Source organism: Streptomyces sp. NPDC058145 (assembly GCF_042884245.1).
Taxonomy (GTDB): domain Bacteria; phylum Actinomycetota; class Actinomycetes; order Streptomycetales; family Streptomycetaceae; genus Streptomyces.
Genome location: NZ_JBHVUH010000006.1, coordinates 246,227 through 271,517 on the forward strand (window position 1 = coordinate 246,227; position 25,291 = coordinate 271,517).

The 25,291-nt window shown below is 71.8% G+C and carries 19 protein-coding genes; 11 read left to right on the forward strand and 8 right to left on the reverse strand.

Going from position 1 to position 25,291, the window contains the following annotated elements; genetic code table 11:
- Positions 1-14: 14 nt before the first annotated feature.
- On the reverse strand, positions 15-1,943 hold the full coding sequence (locus tag ACFVVO_RS15880) for an acetyl-CoA carboxylase biotin carboxylase subunit (RefSeq protein WP_390055255.1): 1,929 nt from the start codon (positions 1,941-1,943) through the stop codon (positions 15-17).
- A gap of 11 nt (positions 1,944-1,954) precedes the next feature.
- Complete coding sequence (locus tag ACFVVO_RS15885; RefSeq protein WP_390055257.1) at positions 1,955-3,571, reverse strand: carboxyl transferase domain-containing protein; 1,617 nt, start codon at positions 3,569-3,571, stop codon at positions 1,955-1,957.
- A gap of 95 nt (positions 3,572-3,666) precedes the next feature.
- On the opposite strand from ACFVVO_RS15885, the gene ACFVVO_RS15890 reads away from it, so the two are divergent.
- The 3 genes from ACFVVO_RS15890 to tesB all read left to right on the forward strand — a co-directional run bounded on the left by ACFVVO_RS15890 (position 3,667) and on the right by tesB (position 6,465).
- The gene (locus ACFVVO_RS15890; RefSeq protein WP_390055259.1) at positions 3,667-4,272 is read left to right on the forward strand and encodes a TetR/AcrR family transcriptional regulator; all 606 of its coding nucleotides are present in this window, start codon (positions 3,667-3,669) and stop codon (positions 4,270-4,272) included.
- 134 nt (positions 4,273-4,406) lie between these two features.
- Positions 4,407-5,564 (forward strand): acyl-CoA dehydrogenase family protein, encoded by a 1,158-nt coding sequence (locus tag ACFVVO_RS15895; protein WP_390055261.1) that lies wholly within the window; start codon positions 4,407-4,409, stop codon positions 5,562-5,564.
- Positions 5,565-5,598: 34 nt separating this feature from the next.
- Positions 5,599-6,465 (forward strand): acyl-CoA thioesterase II, encoded by an 867-nt coding sequence (gene tesB / locus ACFVVO_RS15900; RefSeq protein ID WP_390055263.1) that lies wholly within the window; start codon positions 5,599-5,601, stop codon positions 6,463-6,465.
- Positions 6,466-6,534: 69 nt separating this feature from the next.
- Here tesB and ACFVVO_RS15905 read toward each other — a convergent pair whose 3' ends face one another.
- Genes ACFVVO_RS15905 through ACFVVO_RS15915 form a run of 3 tightly spaced genes read right to left on the reverse strand, consistent with a single transcriptional unit; the run spans position 6,535 to position 9,979 of the window.
- On the reverse strand, positions 6,535-8,823 hold the full coding sequence (locus tag ACFVVO_RS15905; protein WP_390055265.1) for an ABC transporter permease: 2,289 nt from the start codon (positions 8,821-8,823) through the stop codon (positions 6,535-6,537).
- A complete protein-coding gene (locus ACFVVO_RS15910; protein WP_390055266.1) occupies positions 8,820-9,536 on the reverse strand; it encodes an ABC transporter ATP-binding protein in 717 nt (238 codons plus the stop codon). The genes ACFVVO_RS15905 and ACFVVO_RS15910 overlap by 4 nt, the downstream gene beginning before the upstream one ends.
- Positions 9,537-9,565: 29 nt before the next feature.
- Positions 9,566-9,979, reverse strand: coding sequence for a hypothetical protein (locus tag ACFVVO_RS15915; RefSeq protein WP_358937891.1), 414 nt, complete (start codon positions 9,977-9,979; stop codon positions 9,566-9,568).
- Between the two features lie 478 nt (positions 9,980-10,457).
- Here ACFVVO_RS15915 and ACFVVO_RS15920 point away from each other — a divergent pair, with 478 nt between their 5' ends.
- Complete coding sequence (locus ACFVVO_RS15920; protein WP_390055268.1) at positions 10,458-10,826, forward strand: hypothetical protein; 369 nt, start codon at positions 10,458-10,460, stop codon at positions 10,824-10,826.
- Positions 10,827-10,895: 69 nt separating this feature from the next.
- On the opposite strand, the gene ACFVVO_RS15925 is transcribed toward ACFVVO_RS15920, so the two are convergent.
- Both ACFVVO_RS15925 and ACFVVO_RS15930 read right to left on the reverse strand, forming a co-directional pair.
- Positions 10,896-11,684 carry a phosphatase gene (locus ACFVVO_RS15925; RefSeq protein ID WP_390055269.1) on the reverse strand — a complete coding sequence of 263 codons (789 nt, stop codon included), beginning with the start codon at positions 11,682-11,684 and terminating at the stop codon, positions 10,896-10,898.
- A 103-nt stretch (positions 11,685-11,787) separates the two neighbouring features.
- On the reverse strand, positions 11,788-13,584 hold the full coding sequence (locus ACFVVO_RS15930; RefSeq protein ID WP_390055271.1) for a PucR family transcriptional regulator ligand-binding domain-containing protein: 1,797 nt from the start codon (positions 13,582-13,584) through the stop codon (positions 11,788-11,790).
- A 192-nt stretch (positions 13,585-13,776) separates the two neighbouring features.
- On the opposite strand from ACFVVO_RS15930, the gene ACFVVO_RS15935 reads away from it, so the two are divergent.
- From ACFVVO_RS15935 to ACFVVO_RS15945, 3 genes are read left to right on the forward strand one after another with little or no spacing between them, the layout of a single operon-like run.
- Positions 13,777-15,237 (forward strand): sodium:solute symporter, encoded by a 1,461-nt coding sequence (locus ACFVVO_RS15935; protein ID WP_390055273.1) that lies wholly within the window; start codon positions 13,777-13,779, stop codon positions 15,235-15,237.
- 55 nt (positions 15,238-15,292) lie between these two features.
- A complete protein-coding gene (gene speB / locus ACFVVO_RS15940; protein ID WP_037651608.1) occupies positions 15,293-16,264 on the forward strand; it encodes an agmatinase in 972 nt (323 codons plus the stop codon).
- A 5-nt stretch (positions 16,265-16,269) separates the two neighbouring features.
- Positions 16,270-17,967, forward strand: a complete 1,698-nt coding sequence (locus tag ACFVVO_RS15945) for a thiamine pyrophosphate-binding protein (protein WP_390055275.1) — start codon at positions 16,270-16,272, stop codon at positions 17,965-17,967.
- Positions 17,968-17,997: 30 nt separating this feature from the next.
- Here ACFVVO_RS15945 and ACFVVO_RS15950 read toward each other — a convergent pair whose 3' ends face one another.
- Entirely contained in the window at positions 17,998-18,369 is a 372-nt protein-coding gene (locus ACFVVO_RS15950) for a hypothetical protein (protein ID WP_390055277.1), read from the reverse strand.
- A gap of 72 nt (positions 18,370-18,441) precedes the next feature.
- Between ACFVVO_RS15950 and ACFVVO_RS15955 the strand changes: the two genes are divergently transcribed.
- The 4 genes from ACFVVO_RS15955 (at position 18,442) to ACFVVO_RS15970 (ending at position 25,282) form a co-directional block, all read left to right on the forward strand.
- Complete coding sequence (locus ACFVVO_RS15955) at positions 18,442-19,365, forward strand: serine hydrolase (protein WP_390055279.1); 924 nt, start codon at positions 18,442-18,444, stop codon at positions 19,363-19,365.
- Positions 19,366-19,488: 123 nt separating this feature from the next.
- Positions 19,489-23,220, forward strand: coding sequence for an ABC transporter ATP-binding protein (locus ACFVVO_RS15960; protein WP_390055281.1), 3,732 nt, complete (start codon positions 19,489-19,491; stop codon positions 23,218-23,220).
- A gap of 126 nt (positions 23,221-23,346) precedes the next feature.
- The gene (locus tag ACFVVO_RS15965; protein WP_390055283.1) at positions 23,347-23,739 is read left to right on the forward strand and encodes a hypothetical protein; all 393 of its coding nucleotides are present in this window, start codon (positions 23,347-23,349) and stop codon (positions 23,737-23,739) included.
- A 121-nt stretch (positions 23,740-23,860) separates the two neighbouring features.
- Complete coding sequence (locus ACFVVO_RS15970) at positions 23,861-25,282, forward strand: S28 family serine protease (RefSeq protein WP_390055285.1); 1,422 nt, start codon at positions 23,861-23,863, stop codon at positions 25,280-25,282.
- The last annotated feature ends 9 nt before the right edge of the window (positions 25,283-25,291 follow it).

The following is a 25,291-nucleotide window of genomic DNA, read 5'->3' on the forward strand; positions in this document are numbered from 1 at the left end:
CAGCCCCTCGGCGCTCACTCGGCCTCCTCCTTGGGCGTGATGACGGCCAGCACCTGGTCCATGGCGACCGTCGAGCCCGGGGTCACGTCCAGCTCGGCGACCGTGCCCGCGTGCGGGGCGGAGACGACGTGCTCCATCTTCATCGCCTCGACCACCAGCAGGCTCTGCCCGGCCGCGACCTCGTCGCCGACGGCGACCTTCACCACCGTCACCGTGCCCGGCATCGGCGCGGTGAGCGAGTCGGCGCCCGCGTGCGCCGACCGGGTCAGGGCGGCTTCCACCGGGTCGTGGTCGCGCACCTGCCAGGCGTCGCCGTCGCGGCCGATCCAGTCACCGGCCCGGCGGAAGGTGTGCCGGACACCGTCGAGGGTGACGGACACCCGGTCGCCGGTGACGGTGTGGGTGCCGCGCGGGGTGTACGCGACCGCTTCCTGCGCCCGCAGGTGGACGACGGGCCGCCTGGGCGTGCCGCCCAGCCGCCAGCCGCTCGGCACCGAGAAGGGGTCGACCCAGCCGTCGCCGGCCGGCCGCAGCGCCTCCAGCCGTACGGCCGCCGCCGCCTCGTACACCTCCTCCGGCACGTCCGTGGCGACCAGCTCGTCGACCACCCGCTCCACCAGCCCGGTGTCCAGCTCGCCGGCCACCACCGCCGGGTGCGCCAACAGCCGCCGCAGGAAGCCCGCGTTGGTCTGCACGCCCAGCGTGACGGTCTCGGCGAGTGCGGAGCGGAGCTTGCGCAGCGCCGTCTCCCGGTCGGGGCCGTAGGCGATCACCTTGGACAGCATCGGGTCGTAGAGGCTGCCCACCTCGGTGCCCTCGCTGAGCCCCGAGTCGGTGCGGACGCCGTCGCCCTGGGGCTCGTTCAGCAGCCGCACCGTGCCGCCCGAGGGCAGGAAGCCGCGCGCCGGGTCCTCAGCGCAGATACGGGCCTCCACCGCGTGCCCGGTCAGCCGGACGTCCTCCTGCGCGAAGCCCAGCCGTTCCCCGGCCGCCACCCGCAGCTGCCACTCCACCAGGTCAAGGCCGGTGATGAGCTCCGTGACCGGGTGCTCCACCTGGAGACGGGTGTTCATCTCCATGAAGTAGTACGACGAGGGGTCGCCACCGGGCACGATGAACTCCACCGTGCCCGCGCCCCGGTAACCGCAGCTGCGGGCCGCCTGCACGGCGGCATCGCCCATCGCGGCCCGGGTGGCCTCGTCGAGGAGCACGCTCGGCGCCTCCTCGATGATCTTCTGGTGCCGCCGCTGCAGCGAGCACTCGCGCTCGCCGAGGTGGACGACGTTGCCGTGCCCGTCGGCCAGCACCTGGATCTCGATGTGCCGGGGACGATCGACCCACCGCTCCACCAGCAGGGTGTCGTCACCGAAGGAGGCGCGGGCCTCGCGGCGGGCGGCCGCGATCTCCTCCTCCAGCATGGTCACGTCCCGCACCAGCCGCATGCCCTTGCCGCCGCCGCCCGCCGAGGGCTTGAGCAGCACGGGCGTCCCGATCTCGCGGGCGGCGTCGGCCAGTTCGGCGTCCGTGAGGCCGCTGCCGCTGGAGCCGGGCACGACCGGGACCCCGGCCGCCTTCACCGTCTCCTTGGCGCGGATCTTGTCGCCCATGAGCGCGATCGCGTCCGCGGACGGCCCGATGAAGACCAGCCCCGCCTCCTCGCAGGCACGCGCGAAGCCGGCGTTCTCGGCGAGGAAGCCGTAGCCGGGGTGGACGGCCTGGGCGCCGGTGCGGGCGGCGGCCTCGAGCAGCCGCTCCACCGACAGATAGCTCTCGGCCGCGGGCGCCGGGCCGATCCGTACCGCCGTGTCGGCCTCCCGGACGTGCCGCGCGTCGGCGTCGGCGTCGGAGAAGACCGCCACCGAGCGGACGCCCAGCGAGCGCAGCGTACGGATGACGCGTACGGCGATCTCGCCCCGGTTGGCCACCAGCACTGTGTCGAACACGGTTCCCCTCCTCACATCCGGAAGACGCCGAACTGGGGGTCTCCCAGCGGCGCGTTGGCGCAGGCCGTCAGGGCGAGTCCCAGCACCTGACGGGTCTCCATCGGGTCGATCACGCCGTCGTCCCACAGGCGGGCGGTGGCGTAGTAGGCGTTGCCCTGGCTCTCGTACTGGGCGCGGATCGGGGCCTTGAAGGCCTCTTCCTCGTCGACGGGCCATTCCTCGCCGCGCGCCTGCGTCTGGTCCCGCTTGACCGTGGCGAGCACGGAGGCGGCCTGCTCGCCGCCCATGACGGAGATCTTGGCGTTGGGCCACATCCACAGGAAGCGGGGGGAGTAGGCCCGGCCGCACATCGAGTAGTTGCCGGCGCCGTACGAGCCGCCGACGACGACGGTCAGCTTCGGCACGCGCGTGCAGGCCACCGCGGTGACCATCTTGGCGCCGTGCTTGGCGATGCCACCCGCCTCGTAGTCCCGGCCGACCATGAAGCCGGAGATGTTCTGCAGGAACACCAGCGGGATGCCGCGCTGGTCACACAGCTCGATGAAGTGGGCGCCCTTCTGGGCGGACTCCGAGAACAGGATGCCGTTGTTGGCGACGATCCCGACCGGGTGGCCGTGGATCCGGGCGAAGCCGGTGATGAGGGTCTGCCCGAACTCGGCCTTGAACTCGGCGAACCGCGAGCCGTCGGCCACGCGCGCGATGATCTCGCGCACGTCGTAGGGGGTGCGGGAGTCCACGGGGACGGCGCCGTACAGCCCGGCCGGGTCCACCTTGGGCTCCACGGCCGGGGTGACCTCCCAGGGGAGGGTCTGCCGCGCGGGCAGCGTGGCGACGATGTTCCGCACGATCCGCAGGGCGTGCGCGTCGTCCTCGGCGAGGTGGTCGGTGACCCCGGAGATCCGGGAGTGCACCTCGCCGCCGCCCAGCTCCTCGGCGGTCACGACCTCGCCGGTGGCCGCCTTCACCAGCGGCGGGCCGCCCAGGAAGATCGTCCCCTGGTTGCGGACGATGACGGCCTCGTCGCTCATCGCCGGTACGTAGGCCCCGCCGGCCGTGCACGAACCGAGCACGGCCGCGATCTGCGGGATGCCGGCGCCGGACATCCGCGCCTGGTTGTAGAAGATCCGCCCGAAGTGCTCGCGGTCCGGGAACACCTCGTCCTGCATCGGCAGGAACGCCCCGCCGGAGTCGACGAGGTAGACGCAGGGCAGCCGGTTGTCGAGGGCCACCTCCTGCGCGCGCAGGTGCTTCTTCACCGTCATCGGGTAGTACGTGCCGCCCTTGACGGTGGCGTCGTTCGCGACGATCACGCACTCGCGCCCGCTGACCCGGCCGATACCGGCGATCACGCCGGCGGCCGGTGCCTGCCCGTCGTACATCCCGTCGGCCGCGAGGGGAGCCAGCTCCAGGAAGGGCGATCCCGGGTCGAGCAGCGTGTCCACCCGGTCCCGCGGCAGCAGCTTGCCGCGGGACGTGTGCCGGGCCCGCGCCTTCTCGCCGCCGCCGAGGGCGGCGGCGGCCAGTTTGCCGCGCAGTTCCCCGACGAGTGCGAGATGAGCCTGTTCATTGGCCCGCCAGGCCTCCGACGCGGGATCGGCCGCGCTGTGAAGCTCCGGTGCCTCTTGCATCCTTGCGGTCCCCTCACCCAGTGGTGACTGTTAATGAGCGTTAACCATTTCCTTCAGGTTAACGACCGCTAACCTCGCTGTCTAGAATTACTGGCATGGTCACCAGAACCGACGCCCCCACCCGCCGCGAGCAGATCCTCAAGGAGGCTGCCCGGCTCTTCGCCGAGCGCGGCTTCCACGGAGTCGGGGTGGACGAGATAGGCGCCGCGGTCGGCATCAGCGGCCCCGGCCTGTACCGCCACTTCCCGGGCAAGGACGCGATGCTCGCGGAGCTGCTGGTCGGCATCAGCGGCCGGCTGCTGACCGGGGCCAAGCGCCGCCTGGCCGAGGCCGACGGGCGGACCGGGGCCCCGGAGGTCCTGGACTCGCTCATCGAGGGCCATATCGACTTCGCCCTCGACGACCGCCCCCTGATCACCCTGCACGACCGCGAGCTGGACCGCCTGCGCGACAGCGACCGCAAGCTGGTGCGGCAGTTGCAGCGGCAGTACGTGGAGCTGTGGGTGGAGGTGGTGCGGGAGGTCTACCCCGGGCTGACCGAGCCCAGCGCCCGCTCGGCGGTCCACTCGGTCTTCGGCCTGCTCAACTCCACCCCGCACCTCGGCCGCGCCGGCTCCCTGCCGAGCCGCGCCGCCACGGCGGCCCTGCTGCACCGGATGGCCCGGGGGGCGTTCGGGGCGGCCGGGGCGGCCGAGGACTGAGCCGCGGGGGCACTCCTGGCCGCCGGGTGGTCAAGGTCACCCTGGACGACTGAACGTACCCGCCAGTATCTTGGAGTCTGAGCAAGCGCTTAGACATGCCCGAATGTCATGCCGAGGTACGTGGAGGTGGCGGCGTGCGCCGTACGGTGTTCAACGAGGATCACGAGGCGTTCCGGGAGACCCTTCGCGCCTTCATCGAGGCCGAGGTCGTTCCCGTCTACGACGAGTGGTTCGCCGCCGGCCAGGCGCCGCGCGACTTCTACCACAAGCTCGGCGAGCTGGGCATCTTCGGGATCAACGTGCCCGAGGAGTTCGGCGGTGCCGGTCTGGACAGCCACAAGTTCGAGGCCGTCCTCTACGAGGAGACCGCCCGCGCCGGCGTGCAGTTCGGCGGCTCCGGCGTGCACGTGCTGCTCGCCCTGCCGTACATCAAGATGCTGGCCACGGACGAGCAGAAGAAGCGCTTCCTGCCGAAGTTCGTCACCGGCGAGGAGATGTGGGCCATCGCGATGACCGAGCCGGGCACCGGCTCCGACCTCGCGGGCATGAAGACCACCGCCAAGCTCTCCGAGGACGGCACGCACTACGTCCTCAACGGCTCCAAGACCTTCATCACCGGCGGTGTGCACGCCGACAAGGTCATCGTCTGCGCCCGGACCTCCGCGCCGACCGCCGAGGACCGCCGTCACGGCATCTCGCTGTTCGCCGTGGACACCAAGTCCGAGGGCTACTCCATCGGCCGCAAGCTGGACAAGCTGGGCCTGCGCACCTCCGACACCGCCGAACTGGCCTTCGTCGACGTCAAGGTGCCGGCCGAGGACCTGCTCGGCGAGGAGAACAAGGGCTTCTACTACCTCGGCCACAACCTGGCCTCCGAGCGCTGGGGCATCGCCTTCGGCGCCTACGCCCAGGCCAAGGCCGCCGTACGGTTCGCCAAGAGTTACGTGCAGGAGCGCACCGTCTTCGGCAAGCCGGTCGCCCACTTCCAGAACACCAAGTTCGAGCTGGCCGCCTGCCAGGCCGAGGTGGACGCCGCCGAGGCCGTCGCCGACCGCGCGACCGAGGCCCTGGACGCCGGTGAGCTGACCCCCGCCGAGGCCGCCTCCGCCAAGCTGTTCTGCACCGAGGTCGCGCACCGCGTCATCGACCGCTGCCTCCAGCTGCACGGCGGCTACGGCTACATGAACGAGTACCCGATCGCCCGCCTGTACGCGGACAACCGCGTCAACCGCATCTACGGCGGCACCAGCGAGATCATGAAGACGATCATCGCCAAGGACATGGGTCTGTAAGGTCTCCGCAATCATTGGCGGGTACAACCATCTCATGAGCCAGGCACTTCAGGACCTCCTCGATCTGCTCGACCTCGAGCAGATCGAGGAGGACATCTTCCGCGGCCGGTCCCGCTCCGCCGTCGTACCCCGCGTCTTCGGCGGGCAGGTGGCGGCGCAGGCACTGGTCGCCGCCGGCCGTACGGTCCCCGGGGAGCGGCAGGCCCACTCCCTGCACGCGTACTTCCTGCGCCCGGGCGACCCCGGCGCGCCGATCGTCTACAGCGTCGACCGCATCCGCGACGGCCGGTCCTTCACCACCCGCCGCGTGGTCGCCGTGCAGCACGGCAAGCCGATCTTCCATCTCTCGGCGTCCTTTCAGACGTACGAGGAGGGGCTCGACCACCAGACCGCCATGCCGGCCGCGCCCGATCCGGCCGCGCTGCCCACCTCCCAGGAGCGGATGCGCGGTTACGCCCATCTCGCGCCCGAGGTCGTGGAGCGCTTCCTCGAGGCCCGCGAGGCGATCGACCTGCGCTATGTGGACGAGCCGCCGTACGGCAGGTTCGGCGAGCCGCGCGAGCCGCACTCCCAGGTGTGGTTCCGCACCAACGGCAAGCTCGACGACGACCCGTTGCTGCACGTCGTGCTCGCCACCTACGTCTCCGACATGACCCTCCTCGACTCCGTGCTGCTCGCGCACGGTCGTGGCGGCTGGGCTGTCGGGGACGTCGTCGGGGCGTCGCTGGACCACGCGATGTGGTTCCACCGGCCGTTCCGCGCCGACGAGTGGCTGCTGTACGACCAGGAGTCGCCGTCCGCGCACGGCGGCCGGGGCCTCGGCCAGGCCCGCATCTACACCCAGGACGGACGGCTGGCCATCTCGGTCATCCAGGAGGGCGTGGTCCGCGTCCCCCGCTGACCCCGTCCCGCCGGCAGGCCCGCCCGCGCCCTCGCACCGAGAGGGCGCGGGCGGGCCTCGCCGCGCAGGTCAGTCCCTCCGGATCAGCTCCGGATCGATGCGCCGGCCCACCAGCGGCAGCGTGCCCAGCGTCGCGACGACGACCACGCCCAGGGCCGCGCACACCAGCACGGGGATCCCGGCGAAGTCCCAGAAGACCTCGCCGCCTCCGGTGATCAGGTAGCTGGACTCGGCGAGCTTGCCGGTGACCAGCGCGAGCGCGAGGCCGATGGCGAGCGGCAGCACGACCTGGACGCTCTGCACCGCGCGCAGCGTGCGGCTCCTGGCTCCGATCAGCGTGATGGCGGTGACCTGCGCCCGGCGTTCGACGGCCCGGTCGGTGACGGCGACCAGGAAGGCGGCGACACCGATCACCAGCCCCATGATCATGCCGAGCACCAGCAGCGTCTCGATGACCGCGATCTGCTGCAGGCTGTCGACGTTGACGCCGACCGGCTCGACGGAGGCGGTCGGCGCGGCTGTTCCGATGCCGTCCAGGACGCCGCGGACGACGTGCGGGTCGGAGTCGCTGTTCAGGACCAGGAAGCCCGACTGCGGCCGGGCGTGGGCCGGCAGCAGCGAGGGCGGGACGATCACGGACGCGTCGCCGACCGCTGAGGGGTCGTACGGGCGCACGACGGTGGCGGCGGACGGGAGTGTGAGGGACAGCGTGAGGTGCCGCTGCCCGTCCCGCAGCCGGAAAGGGAAGGAGGCGCCGGGCCGGATGTCCGGATCGGTGGAGCTGTTCGGATTCACGAGCCGCATGACCCGCCCCTCCTGGCAGCCCTCGACGCTCCGCACCAGCCGCGTCAGCTGGGTACAGGTGGCGATCAGTGCGGTGGCCTGCGGCGGAATGCCGGAGTCCGTCGGCTTGCTCCAGGACACCATCGTCCGGGCGTGCGCCCGTACTCCCGGCACCTCGGTGAGCCGCTCCTGCTGCCTCTCGGAGAGGACCGTGAGCGGCACGGAGTAGTCCTGCACGGGATTGCTCGGCCTGCTGACCTGCTCGAATTCGATCAGCACACCCTGCGCCAGCGACGCCGCGAACACCAGCAGCACCAGGCCGGTCACGACCCGCATGGCGCTGCCGGGCTCGACCTCGTTGCGACGCATGGCCAGATTGAGCGTCAGGGACTGGGTGGCGCCGGCCACCTTGCGGGCGAGGAGGTACGACAGCCAGGGCAAAGCCAGTACGAGCCCCATCCCGGTCAGCAGCACTCCGCCCACCAGGAGGATGCCGAAGACCCCGTTGCTCGTGGCGGGATGGTCGGTGAGGCCGGTCGCGCAGAAGCCCGTGACGATGCCGAGCCCGGTGACCAGCAACAGGCCGCCCCACTTCGAGGGAGGCTTCGGCACGGCCGTACGGCGCACCGCCAGCGGATTGGCGGCGGCGCCGCGCGCGCTCGCCCGGCCGACGAACCAGGCGAGGGCCGGGCAGCCGATCATGCAGACGGCGACGGTGCTCCAGGACAGGGCGCCGTCGGCCGGATACCAGCGCAGCGCGGGCAGGCCGGAGCGGGACATCACCTGGTTGAGGAGCCAGTACTCGCCGAGCCCGAGCAGAACGCCGAGCAGCGCGGCGGCCACCGTCTCGGCGGCGTTGACGCGCTGGGTGCCCTTGGCGCTCAAGCCCAGCAGCCGCAGCGACGCGAGGCGCCGGGTGCGGCTGGCGGCGGAGAGCCGGGCGCACACCGAAAGGAAGACAGCGAGCGGAAGCAGGACCAGAGTGGCGAGGGCGAAGCGCAGGTTGGTCAGCGTGGAGGGCTCGACGACCGAGACCGGGGCGTAGGAGTAGCCGAAGGACTGCAACGCCCCGGTGTCCGCGTCGTGGGCGATCTTCGCGCGGGTCGTGCCGACATATGCGTACAGCTCGTCAGGGTCCGCGAGACCGGGGGCGCCGATCAGGCCCTTCTCCCGGCCCGGCAGTAGTCCCTTGATGCCGGGTTCGGAGCGCAGCAGGTCGTGCAGGCGGGGGGAGAGGTACAGCTCGCCGGGGGCCGGGAGCGCGTCGAGGCCGGGCGGCGGCTGCTGGTGCGCGCTGCCGCGGGCGACGAACACCCGGGCGAACGGCCTGGAGCCGTGTGGATCGCGGCGCTCCAGGACGAGCGCCGAGCCCGCTCCCGCCTTGCCCATGGACGTCGTCTGCGGCTCACGGGCCGCAGCCCGTCCGTCGTGCGCGTCCAGGACGGCGGGGATCGTCAGCACCAGGGCCAGACAGCACACCCCGAGGGAACTGCCCGCCGCCATGAGGAAGAAGCGCAGGCGGTTGCCCCGTCCGGCGCCGAGCAGGAGCCGTAGTCCGAGCAGGAACTCCCTCATGAGGCACCTCGTGGGGAGAGCACACCGTCGGCCATGGTGTAGTGGCTGTCGGCCCGTGCGGCGACGGCTGGGTCGTGCGTCACCAGCACCACGGCGGTGCCTTGGGAGCGGGCCAGATCGAGGAACTCCCGCAGTACGGCGGCGGCGTTGGCACTGTCCAGCGACCCGGTGGGTTCGTCGGCGAAGACCACCGCCGGGCGGTGCACCAGGGCACGGGCCACCGCGACGCGCTGACTCTGACCGCCCGACACCTGCGAGGGCCGCCGCTCGCGCAGCTCGCCCAGGCCGAGCCGTTCCAGCACCCGGCCGGCTTCCGCCAGAGCGGCCTTCTTGCGCTTCCCGGCCAGGCGCAGCGGCAGTGCCGTGTTCTCCTCGACGGTCAGCTCGGGCAGCAGCTCGCCGTACTGGAAGACGAAGCCGAAGCGCTCGCGGCGCAGCGAACTCATCTCCTCGTCGTCGAGGTCCGCGAGCACCGTCCCGTCGAAGCGCACCTGTCCGTGCGCGGGCGGCAGCACCCCGGCCAGGCAGTACAGCAGCGAGGACTTGCCCGAGCCACTCTGCCCGGTGACGGCTGCGACCTCGCCTCGCGCGATCGAGAGATCAACGCCGCGGACGGCGAGGTGATCGCCGTAGGAAAGCCCGACACCTGTGGCGGAGAGAATGTGTGACGTAGTGATGACTTCCCCCAGAAGCGGATGGGCCCAGGCTCTCACCTGGGCCCGGAGTCTCGCCGGTGTAGCGACTACGGCCGCTTGTAGTGCTTGGTCACGGAGCAGTTGTCCGGGTGGAACGAGCCCTTGTCCCGGCAAACGCGTATGTAGGCGTTGACCGTGTAGCGCTCTGCGCCGTCCCAGTTGTAGTTGTCCAGGGGGACGGTCTTCTTCTGCTTGCCGTTGTACCGGCTCCAGTCGTAACCCTCGACCTTCACCTGCATGTACACGTTGTGTCCGTCGCCGTGGTCGGCGTCCTGGAGCTTGCCCTTCCACTCGAAGGCGCCGTGGTGCTGGCCGGCGGGCCAGAACTTGTACTGGCCGTCGTAGAACTTCGCTCCGCCCGTGTGCAGTGTCGGAATCGTGTGCCATGAGGCGGCGAACGCGGTTCCTGCCCCCGTGGCGAACAGGGCTGCCGTCAGGATGCCTGCTGCCAGTTTCCGCATGTGTTCTCCCGTTTCAGTTGTGTGATTCCTGGTGGTCAGGCCAGGAACTCCTAGAACGTAGCCGCAGGGGTCGTCGGGGCAGATTGAATATGGGTGGCGTATGGCGGTGTTTGGGGCGGTAGTTCCGGGCATACTTTGCCGTCACCTTGCCTGCCGCTGAGCGGAATATGATCTTCCGAGGCTTTCCGGGGCGGGCGGAAAATAGTTGCCTGCTCAAAGTGACGTGTGGCGCATGGGGGACTAGGCTCTGATGTGAAAGCCGCAGTGCACGGCATGCCCGGCCGGCGAGGATTCGGATCAACCCGACCTCAGCCGCGGCACCCGAGGGCGCGATCGCGTACGGGGTGGGCCACAGGCGCCGGCAGGGTGACGCACGTCGTGCTGCATCACACGCTGCGGTGACACCTCTGCGACCGCCCCGCTCTTCCCCTTTGATTCGCGGCGGCGGCCATCCACCCAGGGATGGAAGGTATTTCCCATGCGAGCACAGCGCACGAGGCGCCTTGTCGCCATGTCCGCCACAGGCCTGCTGCTGGCCGGCGGGGCAGCGGTCGGCACGGCGGGCACCGCCTCGGCCTCCGACAACGGCAACCACGGTTCCTACAGCCACAGCTGGGACCGGGGAGACAACGACCACTTCAACCACCACAACAACTGGTGGTGGGACGACGATGACGACGGCTACGGCGGCTATGGCGGCTATGGCGACCACGGCGGCTATGGTCACGGCGACCATGGTGGCTATGGCGACAATGGTGGCTATGGCGGCCACGGCGACCATGGCGGCTATGGCGGTCACGGCGGTCATGGCGGAAACGGCGGTCACGGCGGCCACGGAGGGCGCTGAACCGACCACCACCTGAGACAAGGATGTGCGGCCCCGTCCACGGAGCCGCACGTCCGCCGCGCCCGGGGGCTAGTCGAGGCCCGACGCCGCCAGCAGATACGCCGTCATGGGGTCGTAGTGGCGCGGGCTGACGACGTGGTCGTCGAGCGGTACCACCACCTGCACGGTGCTCTCGGACTCGGCGAGGAAAAGCGCCGGGTCGTTGCTGTCGGCGTATCCGACGGAGTCGACGCCGTGCTGTCCCGCGTACCCGGCCCAGCCGTGGTCGGCGACCACCAGGTCCGGCAGCGGGCGCCCCCCGCGCTCAAGTCCGTTCAGAATGGCCCGCATCGGTTCGCCGGAGTGCGTGTGCCACAGCGACGCGCCGTGCTCCAGGACCGCCACGTCCGCGAACTGCATGACGTAACCCTCGTCCGTCTGCAGCCCGTCCGGGATGACCACGATCTCGCAGCCGGCCGCGCGCAGCGCCCCGGCCGTGGCCCGGTGCACGTCCAGCAGACCGCCCGGGTGACCGGTGGCGAACAGTACCCGCTGCCGTCCCTCGGCCGCCTTGCGCAGCCGGGCGGCCAGCCGGTCCAGCGCGTCCACGGTCAGCTCGGGGTCGATGGTGTCCTGCCCGAACCGGTACTCCGGGTCGTCGTTGACGCCCACCCGCTCGGCCATCACCGCGAGCACGTCCTGCTCGTCCGCCCAGCGGTCGCCCAGTTCGAGCCCCAGCCAGAAGTTGCGCTCGCCGTTGGCCAGCCTGCGGTAGTGGGAGAGGTTGTTCTCGCGGGGCGTGGCGACGTCCCCCGCGATACGGGTTCTCACCAAGTGGTCGACGAGCTGGGCGCGGCTGGGTGTCCCGGGTATCGGCATGCCTCCCATTGTGAGGGCAGCCGGGCGGGCGCGTCCTCGGCATACCGCACGCTGGGACTTGGATCACTGGGTCTCACCGCAACACCCGGCCCCCGCACCCCGTTCAGCCCTGCCGCAGCGCGAACCACAGCTCCATGCGCGCGTCCGCGTCGTCCAGGTCGGCGTCCAACAGTGCGGCGCAGCGGGCGATCCGCTGCCGCACGGTATTGCGGTGCACGTCCAGCGCCACCGCCGTACGGTCCCAACTGCCGTGCAGCGACAGCCAGGTGCGCAGCGTCTCGGCGAGCGCGGGCCGGCCGTCGAGGGGCGCGAGCAGCGCACGGGCGTGCGCCCGGGCGTCCGCGCTGGGCACCAGGTCCGCCAGGCCCGGCCGGGCACCGTGCCGGACCAGCGGGACACGGGTGGCGCGGGCGCGGGTCAGCGCGCGGGCCGCCTGGGTGTCGGCGGCGGGCCACTCGCCGGGGCCGGCCGCCGCGCTGACCCCGAGGGTCCAGCCCGGCTGCGGCACGGGCTCCCGCTCGGCGGGCACCAGCACCCGTACGACGTCACGGGCCATGTCCACCAGCGGCGATCCGAGGACGGCGCCCAGCGCGGAGGCGGCCACGGCGTCCGGCGACTGGGCCTCCGGCCGGGCGTGCACGACGATCCAGTGGCCGTCCCCGAGCAGCGGCGCCACCTCTTCGGGGGGCGAGCCGAGCAGCAGCCGCACGAGCGCGGCCGACCGGGCCGCGCCGGACCCGCTCTGGTGCTCGCCGGTCAGCAGGGAGAGCAGTACGGCGGCGACGGAGGCGATGGTGTGGTCCCCGGGTCCGCGCTGCCCGGAGGCCACCCCGAGCACGAACCCCTCACCGGCCCCGAGGGCGTAGGCGGCGAGGTGGGTGTCACCGAGGGTGTCGGTGGCGGAGGAGGGGACCGGCCGGGGGGCGGGGGTGGCGGGTGCGGTGGGGGTGAGCCCGGCGGCGCCGCCGGGCCGCCGGGCCTCGGCGGGGGCAGGTGCCGGGCCAGGGCGTCCGAGCCCGGCGGAGGCGGTCGCCCCGGCGGGCGGGGGAGAGGAGGCGCGCTCGCCTGCCTGGCGGGCCGCGCCGACCTGCCCGCCGCGGACGGGGCCGCCCGCGCCGTCGGCCGTCGGGCCCCCGGCGCCGGGCCGGACGGGTCCGGTGCCGCCGGCCCCCGGGCCACCGGTGCCGGATCGCCCGGTACCGCCGTCGCCCTCCGGGGCGCGTTCCGGCTCGGGGGGCCGCGGGCCGTTCGGCCGGACCACCCCCGCCAGCTTCGCCAGGGCTTCCCGCACCTCCCCGGACACCGCCCGGCCCGCCTCCGCGATGCCGGTGCCGTCCGGGCCGTACAGGATCGCGTGGCCGCCCAGACGCTGGGCCAGCTGGCGCAGCACCGAAGGCACCGGGTCCGGGCGGGAGGCCGCCGCGGCGAGGCTCTGCTGGGCGTCGGTCACGCGGCGCAGCTCGGCCAGGCGGGCCTGTGCCATGAGCTGCCAGACCGCGCGGGCCACGCCCGAGAAGGTCGTCCGGGGCGGGACTTCGAGCAGCGGGAGGTGCTGCGCGTCGCAGGCCGCGATCAGGGCGGGCGGCACGGTGTCGTGCACCGGTGCCAGCCCGAAGCCGAGGGCCGCGCCGCCCGCGGCCACGATCCGGGAGACGTAGTCGTCGAAGTACGTGCCCGCCTCCGCCGCCTGCGGGATGTGCACCCCGGCCGTCAGCAGCAGCTCCCCGCCCAGCAGATACGGGTACGGGTCGGCCATCTCCGAGGTGTGCGCCCCGTGGATCACCAGGGACGGACCGGACGGGCCCGCGATCTGGCGCAGGGCGAGGTCCTCCCGGGCCAGCAGGGCCGAGAGCGCGACCGGTGGGGTCGGTGGGACGGCTGGGGCGACCGGTTCCGGCATGGTGTGCGTTACCTCCATCCAGCCCCGTTCATATGGATGAAACGTACACTTCGCAGTCGCTTTCCGGCCACCTAGTGTCAGGTCGGACCGGCAGCCGCGGGTACGGGCGGATGTCCCCGCGATCCGCTGCCGGCACGTCCCCGTTGCAACCCGCACGACACGCCACCGGATGTGCGCGAAGGAGGGCCCCACATGGCCGTCGACTACACAGTGATCGTCGTCTATCTCGCCGGCATGCTGGCCATGGGCTGGTGGGGCATGCGCCGCGCCAAGTCCAAGAGCGAGTTCCTGGTGGCCGGCCGTCGCCTCGGGCCCGCCATGTACTCCGGCACCATGGCCGCGATCGTCCTCGGCGGCGCGTCCACCATCGGCGGCGTCGGGCTCGGCTACCAGTACGGCCTCTCCGGCGCGTGGATGGTCTTCACCATCGGCCTCGGTCTGCTGGCCCTGTCGGTCTTCTTCTCGGCGCGCATCGCCCGCCTGAAGGTCTACACGGTCTCCGAGATGCTGGACCTCAGATACGGCGGCCGCGCGGGCGTGATCTCCGGCCTGGTCATGTGGGCCTACACCCTCATGCTCGCGGTGACGTCCACCATCGCGTACGCCACCATCTTCGACGTCCTCTTCGACATGAACCGGACCGTCGCGATCATCCTCGGCGGCTCGATCGTCGTCGCGTACTCGACGCTGGGCGGCATGTGGTCGATCACCCTCACCGACATGGTGCAGTTCGTGGTCAAGACGATCGGCGTGCTCCTGCTGCTCCTGCCCATCGCGGTGGTCAAGGCGGGCGGCTTCTCCGCGATGAAGGCCAAACTGCCGACCACGTACTTCGACCCGCTGGGCATCGGCGGCGAGACGATCTTCACCTACGTGCTGATCTACACCTTCGGCATGCTGATCGGCCAGGACATCTGGCAGCGCGTGTTCACCGCCCGCGGCGACAGGACGGCGAAGTGGGGCGGCACGGTCGCCGGTACCTACTGCCTCGCCTACGCCCTCGCCGGCGCTGTGATCGGCACGGCGGCCAAGGTGCTCTACCCCAAGCTGGGCAGCCCGGACGACGCGTTCGCCACCATCGTCAAGGACGAACTGCCCGTCGGTGTGCGCGGCCTGGTGCTGGCCGCCGCCCTCGCCGCCGTGATGTCGACGTCCTCCGGCGCCCTGATCGCGTGCGCAACCGTCGCCAACAACGACATCTGGTCGCGGCTGCGGGGCGTGGTCAGGTCCTCCGGCGAGGAGCACGACGAGGTCCGGGGCAACCGGGTCTTCATCCTGATCATGGGCGTCGGGGTGATCGGCACCGCGATCGCGCTGAACAACGTGGTCGAGGCCCTGACGGTCGCCTACAACCTCCTCGTCGGCGGCCTGCTCGTGCCCATCCTCGGCGGCCTGCTGTGGAAGCGCGGCACCGCGCAGGGCGCGCTGGCCTCCGTGGTCGTCGGCGGCCTCGCCGTGATCGGTCTGATGGCCGGCTACGGCATCCTCGCCAATGAGCCCGTCTACTACGGCCTGCTCGCCTCCCTCGTCGCCTACGTCGCCGTCTCCCTGGCGACCAGGCCCACCGACGAGGCCGTCCTCGCCGCCTGGCGGGAACGCCTCGCGGGACGGTCCCCCGAACTCGCGTCCGAACCGGTAGCGGCTCACCAGTAGAGTCGTACGGAAAGCATGAAAGCGCGATGAAGCGCCAGAAAGAAGGCATTTGACCATGAGCAGCAACGAGACGCCCCGCGGCCCCGTCGACTCCTCCCGCGTCCCGCGGTACGCCGGCCCCGCGACCTTCGCCCGGCTGCCCCGCCTCGACGAGGTCGGCACCGCCGACGTCGCCGTGGTGGGCGTGCCGTTCGACTCCGGCGTCTCGTACCGGCCGGGCGCCCGCTTCGGCGGCAACGCGATCCGCGAGGCGTCCCGGCTGCTGCGTCCCTACAACCCGGCGCAGGACGCCTCCCCCTTCGCCCTCGCGCAGGTCGCGGACGGCGGCGACATCGCCGTGAACCCGTTCAACATCAACGAGGCCGTGGAGACCATCGAGGCGGCGGCCGACGACCTCCTGGGTACGGGCGCCCGCCTGATGACCCTGGGCGGCGACCACACCATCGCGCTGCCGCTGCTGCGCTCGGTGGCGAAGAAGCACGGCCCGGTGGCCCTGCTCCACTTCGACGCCCACCTGGACACCTGGGACACCTACTTCGGCGCCGAGTACACCCACGGCACCCCGTTCCGCCGCGCGGTGGAGGAGGGCATCCTCGACACGTCGGCCCTGTCCCACGTCGGCACCCGAGGCCCGCTGTACGGCAAGCAGGACCTCACCGACGACGAGAAGATGGGCTTCGGCATCGTCACCTCGGCGGACGTCTACCGCCGCGGCGCCGACGAGGTGGCCGACCAGCTCCGCCAGCGGATCGGCGACCGTCCGCTGTACATCTCCATCGACATCGACTGCCTCGACCCGGCCCACGCCCCGGGCACCGGCACCCCGGAGGCGGGCGGCATGACCTCCCGCGAGCTCCTGGAGATCCTGCGCGGGCTGGCGTCCTGCAACCTGGTGTCGGCGGACGTCGTGGAGGTCGCCCCCGCGTACGACCACGCGGAGATCACCTCGGTGGCGGCCTCCCACACGGCCTACGAACTGACCACCATCATGAGCCGCCAGATCGCGGCGGCCCGGAAGGACGCGTAAGCGAAGTGACTCACGACCACGACCTGGTGCTCCGCCCGACCGAGGCACAGATCTCGACCGCGCTGAACCCTCCTCCCGGGCGCACCGGCGGAGACCTGGTCGTGGAAACCCTGGCCGGGCTGGGCGCGACCACCGTCTTCGGCCTGCCCGGCCAGCACGCCCTCGGCATGTTCGACGCCCTGCGTCGCTCGTCGCTGCGCTACATCGGCCTGCGGGTGGAGAACAACGCGGGCTTCGCGGCCGACGCGTACGGCCGGCTCACCGGTGAGGCGGCCCCGCTGCTGCTCTCGACCGGGCCGGGCGCGCTGACCTCGCTGGCCGCGCTCCAGGAGGCCGCCGCGGCCTCCTCCCCGGTGCTGGCGATCAGCAGCCAGATCCCGACCGCTGGGCTGGGCGGCGGCCGCCACGGCTACCTCCACGAGCTCCCCGACCAGGCGGCCTCGTTCCGGGGCGTGGTCAAGTCGGTCCACACCGTCCGCACCCAGTCCCAGATCCCGTCGGCGATCGCCGAGGCGTGGAAGTCGGCGCTCTCCGCTCCGCACGGCCCGGTGTGGGTGGAGATCCCCCAGGACGTGCTGCTCTCCCCGACCCCGCTGCCCGTGGTGACGACGATGGACGCCACCCCGGACGACCTGGTCCCACGCCCCGAACTCACGGCGGTCGCGGCGGACCTGCTGTCCCGCGCGGCCCGCCCGGCGATCATCGCGGGCGGCGGAGTCGTACGGGCGGACGCGTCCGGGAAGCTGAAGGCGCTGGCGGAGAAGCTGGACGCCCCGGTGGTGACCACCTTCGGCGGCAAGGGCGCCTTCCCCTGGACCCACCCCCTCTCCCTCCAGTCCTGGCTGGAGGACCGCCACACCACGGACGTCCTGGAGGACGCCGACGTACTCCTCGTCGTCGGCTCGGGCCTCGGCGAACTCTCCTCGAACTACCACACGTTCAAGCCGCGCGGCCGAGTGATCCAGATCGAGGCCGACCTCGGCAAGCTGGAGTCCAACCACCCGGCTCTCGGCATCCACGCGGACGCCCGCCTCGCCCTCCAGGCCCTGCTGGAGACGGTGGAGGAACGTGCCGACGAGTCGGCGCCGGAGCGGGTGCGGGAGCTGCTCGCCAAGGTCGCGGACCGCATCGCGGCCCAGGAACTCACCCTGGAACAGGACGTACTGGCCGCCGTCCGCCGCGCCCTGCCCGCCGGCTCCCCGTCGTTCTGGGACATGACGATCCTGGCGTACTGGGCCTGGTCGGCCTTCGACCCCCGGGGCACGAACACCATGCACTCCGCCCAGGGAGCCGGCGGCCTCGGTTACGGCTTCCCGGCGGCCCTTGGCGCGGCGGCGGCCGACCCCACCCGCCCCGTCCTGGCGGTCTCCGGCGACGGCGGCGCCCTCTACTCCATCGCCGAGCTGGCCACGGCCCGCCAGTACGACCTGCCGGTCACCTGGCTGATCGTCGACGACGGCGGCTACGGCATCCTCCGCGAGTACATGACCGACGCCTTCGGCCAGGCGACGGCGACGGAATTGACCCGCCCGGACTACGTGGCCCTGGCGGAGTCCTTCGGCGTCCCGGGCGTCCTGACGACCCCGGAAACCCTGGAGGCGGACCTCACCAAGGCGCTGGCGGCGCCGGGCCCGTCGGTGGTCGTACTCCCGGCGCTGCTGAGGATGTTCGCGCCCACGCACCTGGGCGGCAGCGGCGACTGAGAGCCGCTGACCCGGGGCGCGGAGAAGCCGTCAGGTCAGCAGGCCGGGATACTTCTCGCGGTACTCGGCCAGCTGGGCGTCGTAACCCGCCCGGTGCTCCGCGAGCTCGTCGTCGTTGATGTTGCCCGGTGGGACCGGCCCGGCCGTCAGGAAGCCCGGTATCGATCGGAATACCTCTGATGCGGCCTTCCAGTGCTCTCCGCCGCTTTGCCGGCGAGCCGCCGTGAGCACCTCGTACAGGTCGCCCTTGACGCGCCTCACGCGGATCTCCGGGCTGTCCTTCGCGTTCGGCGCCGCGTCCGGGGTGAGCAGTTCTCGGTCCACCCGGGCGAGGAAGCGCAGCACGGCCAATGCCGCGAACAGGCGCCCCGACTGCTTCAGCTGACCTTCCGTCTGCGGCATGGGTGAATCATTGCCACCCGTTCCGGCGACCACACGTACAACCGTCACCCGTCCCGGTGAGTCAACGCATGCATGACTTCCCGCACATCCGTACGCGCCGGAGCGCTGGCGGCCGCCCTCGGCGCCGTGGTGCTCATACCGGCGGTCGCCGCCACCCCGGCCGCGGCGGCGACCGCGCCCACCGTCAGCTGTACGTCCGCCAAGGCGGGCCTGGCCGACAAGCTGAAGAAGGACATCACCGCCGCGCTCGCGAACCGCAGGGGCACCGTCGCGATCGGCCTGTACGACCGGTCGACCAAGACCACCTGCACCCTGCGCGCCACCACCGCCTACGACTCGGCCAGCACCGTCAAGGTCACCGTGCTGGCCACGCTGCTGTGGGACGCCAAGAAGCACAACCGGTACCTGACCGACCGTGAGGCCTCGCTCGCCAAGGCCATGATCACCAAGTCGGACAACACCGCGACCAGCACGCTGTGGAAGCAGCTGGGCATGACGAAGATCAAGGGCTTCCTGTCCGCCGCCGGGATGACGAGGACGGTCCCCGGCGCGAACGGCTACTGGGGGCTGACCCAGGAGAACGTCACCGACGAGCAGAAGCTGCTCAAGCTCGTCACCGCCAAGAACACCGTGCTGAGCGACAACTCCCGCGCCTACATCCTCAAGCTGATGAACCAGGTCATCTCCTCGCAGCGCTGGGGCACGCCGGCCGGGGCACCGTCCACGGTCACCGTGCACGTCAAGAACGGCTGGCTGCAGCGCGCCACGCACGGCTGGCGGGTGCACAGCCTCGGCACCTTCGACGGCGGCGGCCACGACTACATGATGTCCGTGCTGACGCAGGACAACAGCACCATGAGCTACGGCGTCACCACCATCCAGAACGTCGCCAAGGCCATCCACAAGGACCTGGTGCCGACGACGGCCGCCGTGGCGCGCTACACCCCGACGAGCACACCGAGCGAGGCGCACGTGGCGGTGCCGCCGCAGGGCTGAAGCGGCTCCGTTACTCGTGGGTACGGCCCTGGTGCCCGGCCCCGTTTTGTTGCGGGGGGATGAAATCCGCACGCCCCGGCGTTGGTGCCTTCCGGTAGAGCAGGACGACAGGGAGGCACCGGCGTGACAGCGCAACGGGGATGGGCACGGCGGCTGGCGGGCTACGCCTGGCGGTATCCGAAGGACGTGGTCCTCGCCCTCGGCTCCTCCCTCGGTGGCATGGCCGTCATGGCCGTCGTCCCGCTGTTCACCAAGGTGATCATCGACGATGTGATCGGCGCCCACACCCGCTCCATGGCCGTGTGGGCCGGGGCCCTGCTCGGCGCGGCCGTCCTGGTCTACGTCTTCACCTACATCCGCCGCTACTACGGCGGACGGCTCGCCCTCGACGTCCAGCACGACCTGCGGACCGAGATGTACGGCACGATCACCCGCCTCGACGGCCGCCGCCAGGACGAGCTGTCCACCGGGCAGGTGGTCGGCCGGGCCACCAGCGACCTCCAGCTCATCCAGGGCCTGCTCTTCATGCTCCCGATGACCATCGGGAACGTCCTGCTCTTCCTGATCTCCCTGGTGATCATGGCGTGGCTGTCGCTGCCGCTGACCCTGGTCGCCCTGGCCGTGGCCCCGGCCCTGTACGCGATCGCCAAGCGCAGCCGCAGCAAGCTCCACCCCGCCACCTGGTACGCCCAGGCCCAGGCCGCGGCCGTGGCCGGCGTGGTGGACGGCGCGGTGAGCGGTGTCCGCGTGGTGAAGGGGTTCGGGCAGGAGGAGCAGGAGACCGGGAAGCTGCGCGAGGTCGGCCGCCGGCTCTTCGCGGGGCGACTGCGCACCATCCGGCTGAACAGCAGGTTCACCCCGGCCCTGCAGGCCGTGCCCGCCCTCGGCCAGGTCGCCATGCTCGCCCTCGGCGGCTGGCTGGCCGTGCGCGGCCACATCACCCTCGGCACCTTCGTCGCCTTCTCCACCTACCTGGCCCAGCTCGTCGGCCCGGTCCGCATGCTCGCCGTGGTGCTCACCGTCGGGCAGCAGGCCCGGGCCGGCACCGAGCGCGTGCTGGAGCTGATCGACACCGAGCCGACCATGAAGGACGGCACGAAGACCCTCCCGGCCGACGCGCCGGCGACCGTCGAGTTCGACGACGTGTCGTTCGGCTACGACCGTGCCCCCGGCAAGACCAGCCCCGTCCTGGACGGGCTCAGCTTCGAGATCCGGTCCGGTGAGACCCTGGCCGTCGTCGGCTCCTCCGGCTCCGGCAAGTCCACCGTGTCCCTGCTCCTGCCGCGCTTCTACGACGTCACCGGGGGCGCCGTCCTGATCGGCGGGCACGATGTGCGCGAGCTGACCCTGGACTCGCTCAGGGCCGCGATCGGCCTGGTCCCCGAGGACTCGTTCCTCTTCTCCGACACCGTCCGCGCGAACATCGCCTACGGCCGCCCGGCCGCCACCCAGGAGGAGATCGAGGCCGCCGCCCGCGCCGCCCAGGCGGACCGGTTCATCGCCGAGCTGCCCGGGGGCTACGACACCACGGTCGGCGAGCACGGCCTCACCCTCTCCGGCGGCCAGCGCCAGCGCGTCGCGCTCGCCCGCGCCCTGCTCACCGACCCCCGTCTGCTGGTCCTGGACGACGCCACCTCCGCCGTGGACGCCCGCGTGGAGCACGAGATCCACGAGGCGCTGAAGCACGTGATGGAGGGCCGTACGACCCTGCTCATCGCCCACCGCCGCTCCACCCTGAACCTCGCCGACCGCATCGCCGTCCTGGACGGCGGCCGGCTCGCCGACCTCGGCACCCACGAGGAACTGCAGGCGCGCTGCGCCCTGTACCGCCGGCTGCTGACCGACCCCGACGAGCTGGGCGGCGTCTCCCCGGGCCACACCGACCCCGCCGAGCCGCAGGAGGACACCAGCCTGCGCGAGGAACTGGACGCCGAGTTCGACGCCGAGGCCGGCATCACCCCCCGGCTGTGGACGGGCGAGCGCCGGCCCAGGGACGCGGCCATGGCCGGCACCCCCGCCACCCCCGAACTCCTCGCCCAGGTCGAGGCGCTGCCCCCGGCCACCGACACCCCCGACGTCGACGAGGCCCGCGCGGTGCGCGCCGAGCGGTCGTACGGCCTGCGCCGCCTGCTGCACGGCTTCGGCCTGCCGCTGCTGGTCAGCCTGCTGCTGGTCGCCGTGGACGCGGGCGCGGGTCTGCTGCTGCCGGTGCTGATCCGGCACGGCATCGACCAGGGCGTCAGCAGGGCGGCCCTGGGCGCGGTGTGGGCGGCGTCGCTGCTGGGCCTGCTCATCGTGCTGGTGCAGTGGGCCGCCCAGATCGGCGAGACCCGGATGACCGGCCGCACCGGCGAGCGCGTGCTGTACGCGCTGCGGCTGAAGATCTTCGCCCAGCTCCAGCGGCTCGGCCTCGACTACTACGAGCGCGAGCTGACCGGCCGGATCATGACCCGGATGACGACGGACGTCGACGCCCTGTCCACCTTCCTGCAGACCGGCCTGGTCACCGCGTTCGTCTCGGTCGTCACCTTCTTCGGCATCATGGCCGCCCTGCTGGTGCTCGACGTACAGCTCGCCCTGGTCGTCTTCGCCACCCTGCCCCCGCTGATCGTCGCCACCTTCTTCTTCCGCCGGGCCAGCGTGAAGGCCTACGAACTCGCCCGTGAACGGGTGTCGCTGGTCAACGCGGACCTGCAGGAGTCGGTGGCCGGGCTCAGGATCGTGCAGGCGTTCCGGCGCGAGCCGGACGGCGCGCGGCGGTTCGCCGAGCGCAGCGACAGCTACCGCGGTGCCCGCATCCGCGGCCAGTGGCTGATCTCGGTCTACTTCCCCTTCGTCCAGCTGCTGTCCTCGGTCGCCGCGGCCGCCGTGCTGATCACCGGCGCCGGCCGGGTGGAGGCGGCCACGCTCACCACGGGCGCGCTGGTGGCGTACCTGCTGTACATCGACCTGTTCTTCGCCCCGGTCCAGCAGCTCTCCCAGGTCTTCGACGGCTACCAGCAGGCCACCGTCTCCCTCGGCCGCATCCAGGAGCTGCTGCGCGAGCCGACCTCCACCGGCTCCGCCGACGAGCCCCGCGAGGTCGGCTCCCTGCGCGGCGACATCGCCTTCGAGGACGTGCGCTTCGCCTACGGCGCCGACGAGGAGGCGCTGACCGGCATCGACCTGACGATCCCGGCCGGACAGACGGTCGCCTTCGTCGGCGAGACCGGGGCCGGCAAGTCGACGCTGGTGAAGCTGGTGGCCCGGTTCTACGACCCCACCTCCGGCCGGGTCACGGCCGACGGCATGGATCTGCGCGCCCTGGACCTGACCTCGTACCGGCACCGCCTCGGAGTGGTCCCGCAGGAGGCGTACCTCTTCCCGGGCACCGTCCGGGACGCCATCGCCTACGGCCGCCCCGACGCCACCGACGCCGAGGTCGAGGCCGCGGCGCGGGCGGTCGGCGCGCACGAGATGATCGCCACGCTCGACGGCGGCTACCTGCACGAGGTCGCCGAGCGCGGCCGCAACCTCTCGGCCGGCCAGCGCCAGCTCATCGCGCTCGCCCGCGCCGAACTGGTCGACCCGGACGTCCTGCTCCTCGACGAGGCCACGGCCGCCCTGGACCTGGCCACCGAGGCCCAGGTCAACCAGGCCACCGACCGGCTGGCGGGCCGCCGTACCACGCTGGTGGTCGCGCACCGGCTGACCACGGCCGCGCGCGCCGACCGGGTGGTGGTCATGGACCACGGCCAGGTGGTGGAGGACGGCACCCACGACGAACTCCTGGCCCGTGACGGCCGGTACGCCGAGCTGTGGCGGACGTTCGTCGGCCAGTCCGAACCGGAGGAGCCGGTCGGCGCCAGCCGCTGAGCACCCCGGAGGGCCAACTCGTCGACGGCCGTGCAACCATCCGACACATGTCGTGCGTCCGTACATCAGTACGGTCGTCGGTGACGTATGCCGGGGACGTATGACCGCGGTACGGGGAGGACGACGATGGACTGTGGTGCGATACGCCGGCGTCTGGCGCTCGGCGCGGCCGTGCTGGCCGCCTCCGGCGCGCTCGCGCTCGCGGTGCCCGGCGCCGCCCAGGCGGCCCCGGCCGGCTCCTGCGCCGGCCACGAGGTTCGCACCCTGCCCTTCAGCGCCGGCGTCGTGCACGTCTACAAGCGCAACGGCTACGTCTGCGCCGTCACCGTGGCCCGGCACTCCGGCGCCAGACGCCTGATGTCCGTCAGCGTCCAGGCCCGCGGCAACCGGCCGGTCGTGGACGCGGGCCGGTTCAAGCACCACGCCGGCCCGGTGACCGTGCACGCCGGGCAGCGCTGTGTGTGGGTGCGGGGCTCGGTGGGCCGCGCCTCGGTCAGCTCCGGCTGGTTCCTGTGCTGAACCCCTGAACCGTACGGCCAGGTAAACCGCAGATCCACCTAAATCGCACAACCCCCTCTGGTGTCACGGCAGTTGCTCCGCTAGCTTCCGGCGCACATCTGTCTCACAGGGGAGAGTGCGCATGCGCAAGGCGCTCAGATGGCTGCTGGCGCTCACGGTGTTCATAGGCACGCTGAGCACAGCGGGCGCGGCCACCGCCGCCCAGTCCGAGCCCGACATCAAGGACCGGCTCCTGGCGATACCCGGCATGAGCCTGGTCCAGGAGAAGCCGTACCCCGGCTACCGGTACTTCGTCCTGAACTACACCCAGCCGGTCGATCACCGGCACCCGTCCAAGGGCACCTTCCAGCAGCGGATCACCGTGCTGCACAAGGACACCAGCCGCCCGACGGTCTTCTACACCGGCGGCTACAACGTCTCCACGACCCCGTCCCGCCGGGAACCCACCCAGATCGTGGACGGCAACCAGGTCTCCCTGGAGTACCGCTTCTTCACGCCGTCCCGGCCCGCGCCGGCCGACTGGTCCAAGCTGGACATCTGGCAGGCGGCCAGTGACCAGCACCGGGTCTACCAGGCCCTGAAGCCGGTCTACTCCGCCAACTGGCTGGCCACCGGCGGCTCCAAGGGCGGCATGACGGCCACCTACTTCGAGCGGTTCTACCCGCACGACATGGACGGCGTGATCGCGTACGTCGCCCCCAACGACGTCGTCAACAAGGAGGACTCGGCCTACGACCGGTTCTTCGCGGGCGTCGGCACCAAGGAGTGCCGGGACCGGCTGAACGCCGTCCAGCGGGAAGCGCTGGTGCGCCGCGAGCCGCTGGAGAAGAGGTACGCGCAGTACGCCGCCGACAACGGCTACACCTTCGACACCATCGGCGGCCTGGACAAGGCCTACGAGGCGGTCGTCCTCGACTACGTCTGGGGCTTCTGGCAGTACAGCCTGCTGAAGGACTGCGACACGATCCCCGCCGACGCGGCGACCGCGGCCGACGACGCGATCTGGGACTCGGTCGACACCATCTCCGGCTTCTCCGCCTACACCGACCAGGGCCTGGAGACGTACACGCCGTACTACTACCAGGCGGGCACCCAACTGGGCGCGCCCACCATCCACTTCCCGTACATCGAGAAGAAGCTGATCCGCTACGGCTACCAGCCGCCGCGCGACTTCGTGCCCCGCTCCATCCCGATGCGCTTCCAGCCGGACGCGATGCGGGACGTGGACACCTGGGTCAGGCAGCACGCCCGGCACATGCTCTACGTCTACGGCGAGAACGACCCGTGGGGTTCGGAGCGGTTCCGCCTCGGCCCGGGCGCCCGTGACTCGTACGTCTTCACCGCCCCCGGCATGAACCACGGGGCCAATGTGGCGGGCCTGGTGCCCGACCAGAAGGCGCTGGCCACGGCCCGCATCCTGGAGTGGGCGGGCGTAGCGTCCGCCGCGGTCCAGGCGGACCCGTCCGCGGCCAGGCCGCTGGCCGGCCACGACGCGAAGCTGGACGTACGGGACGTGGAGCGCGAGCCCGCGCTGCGCCCCTGACCCACCGGT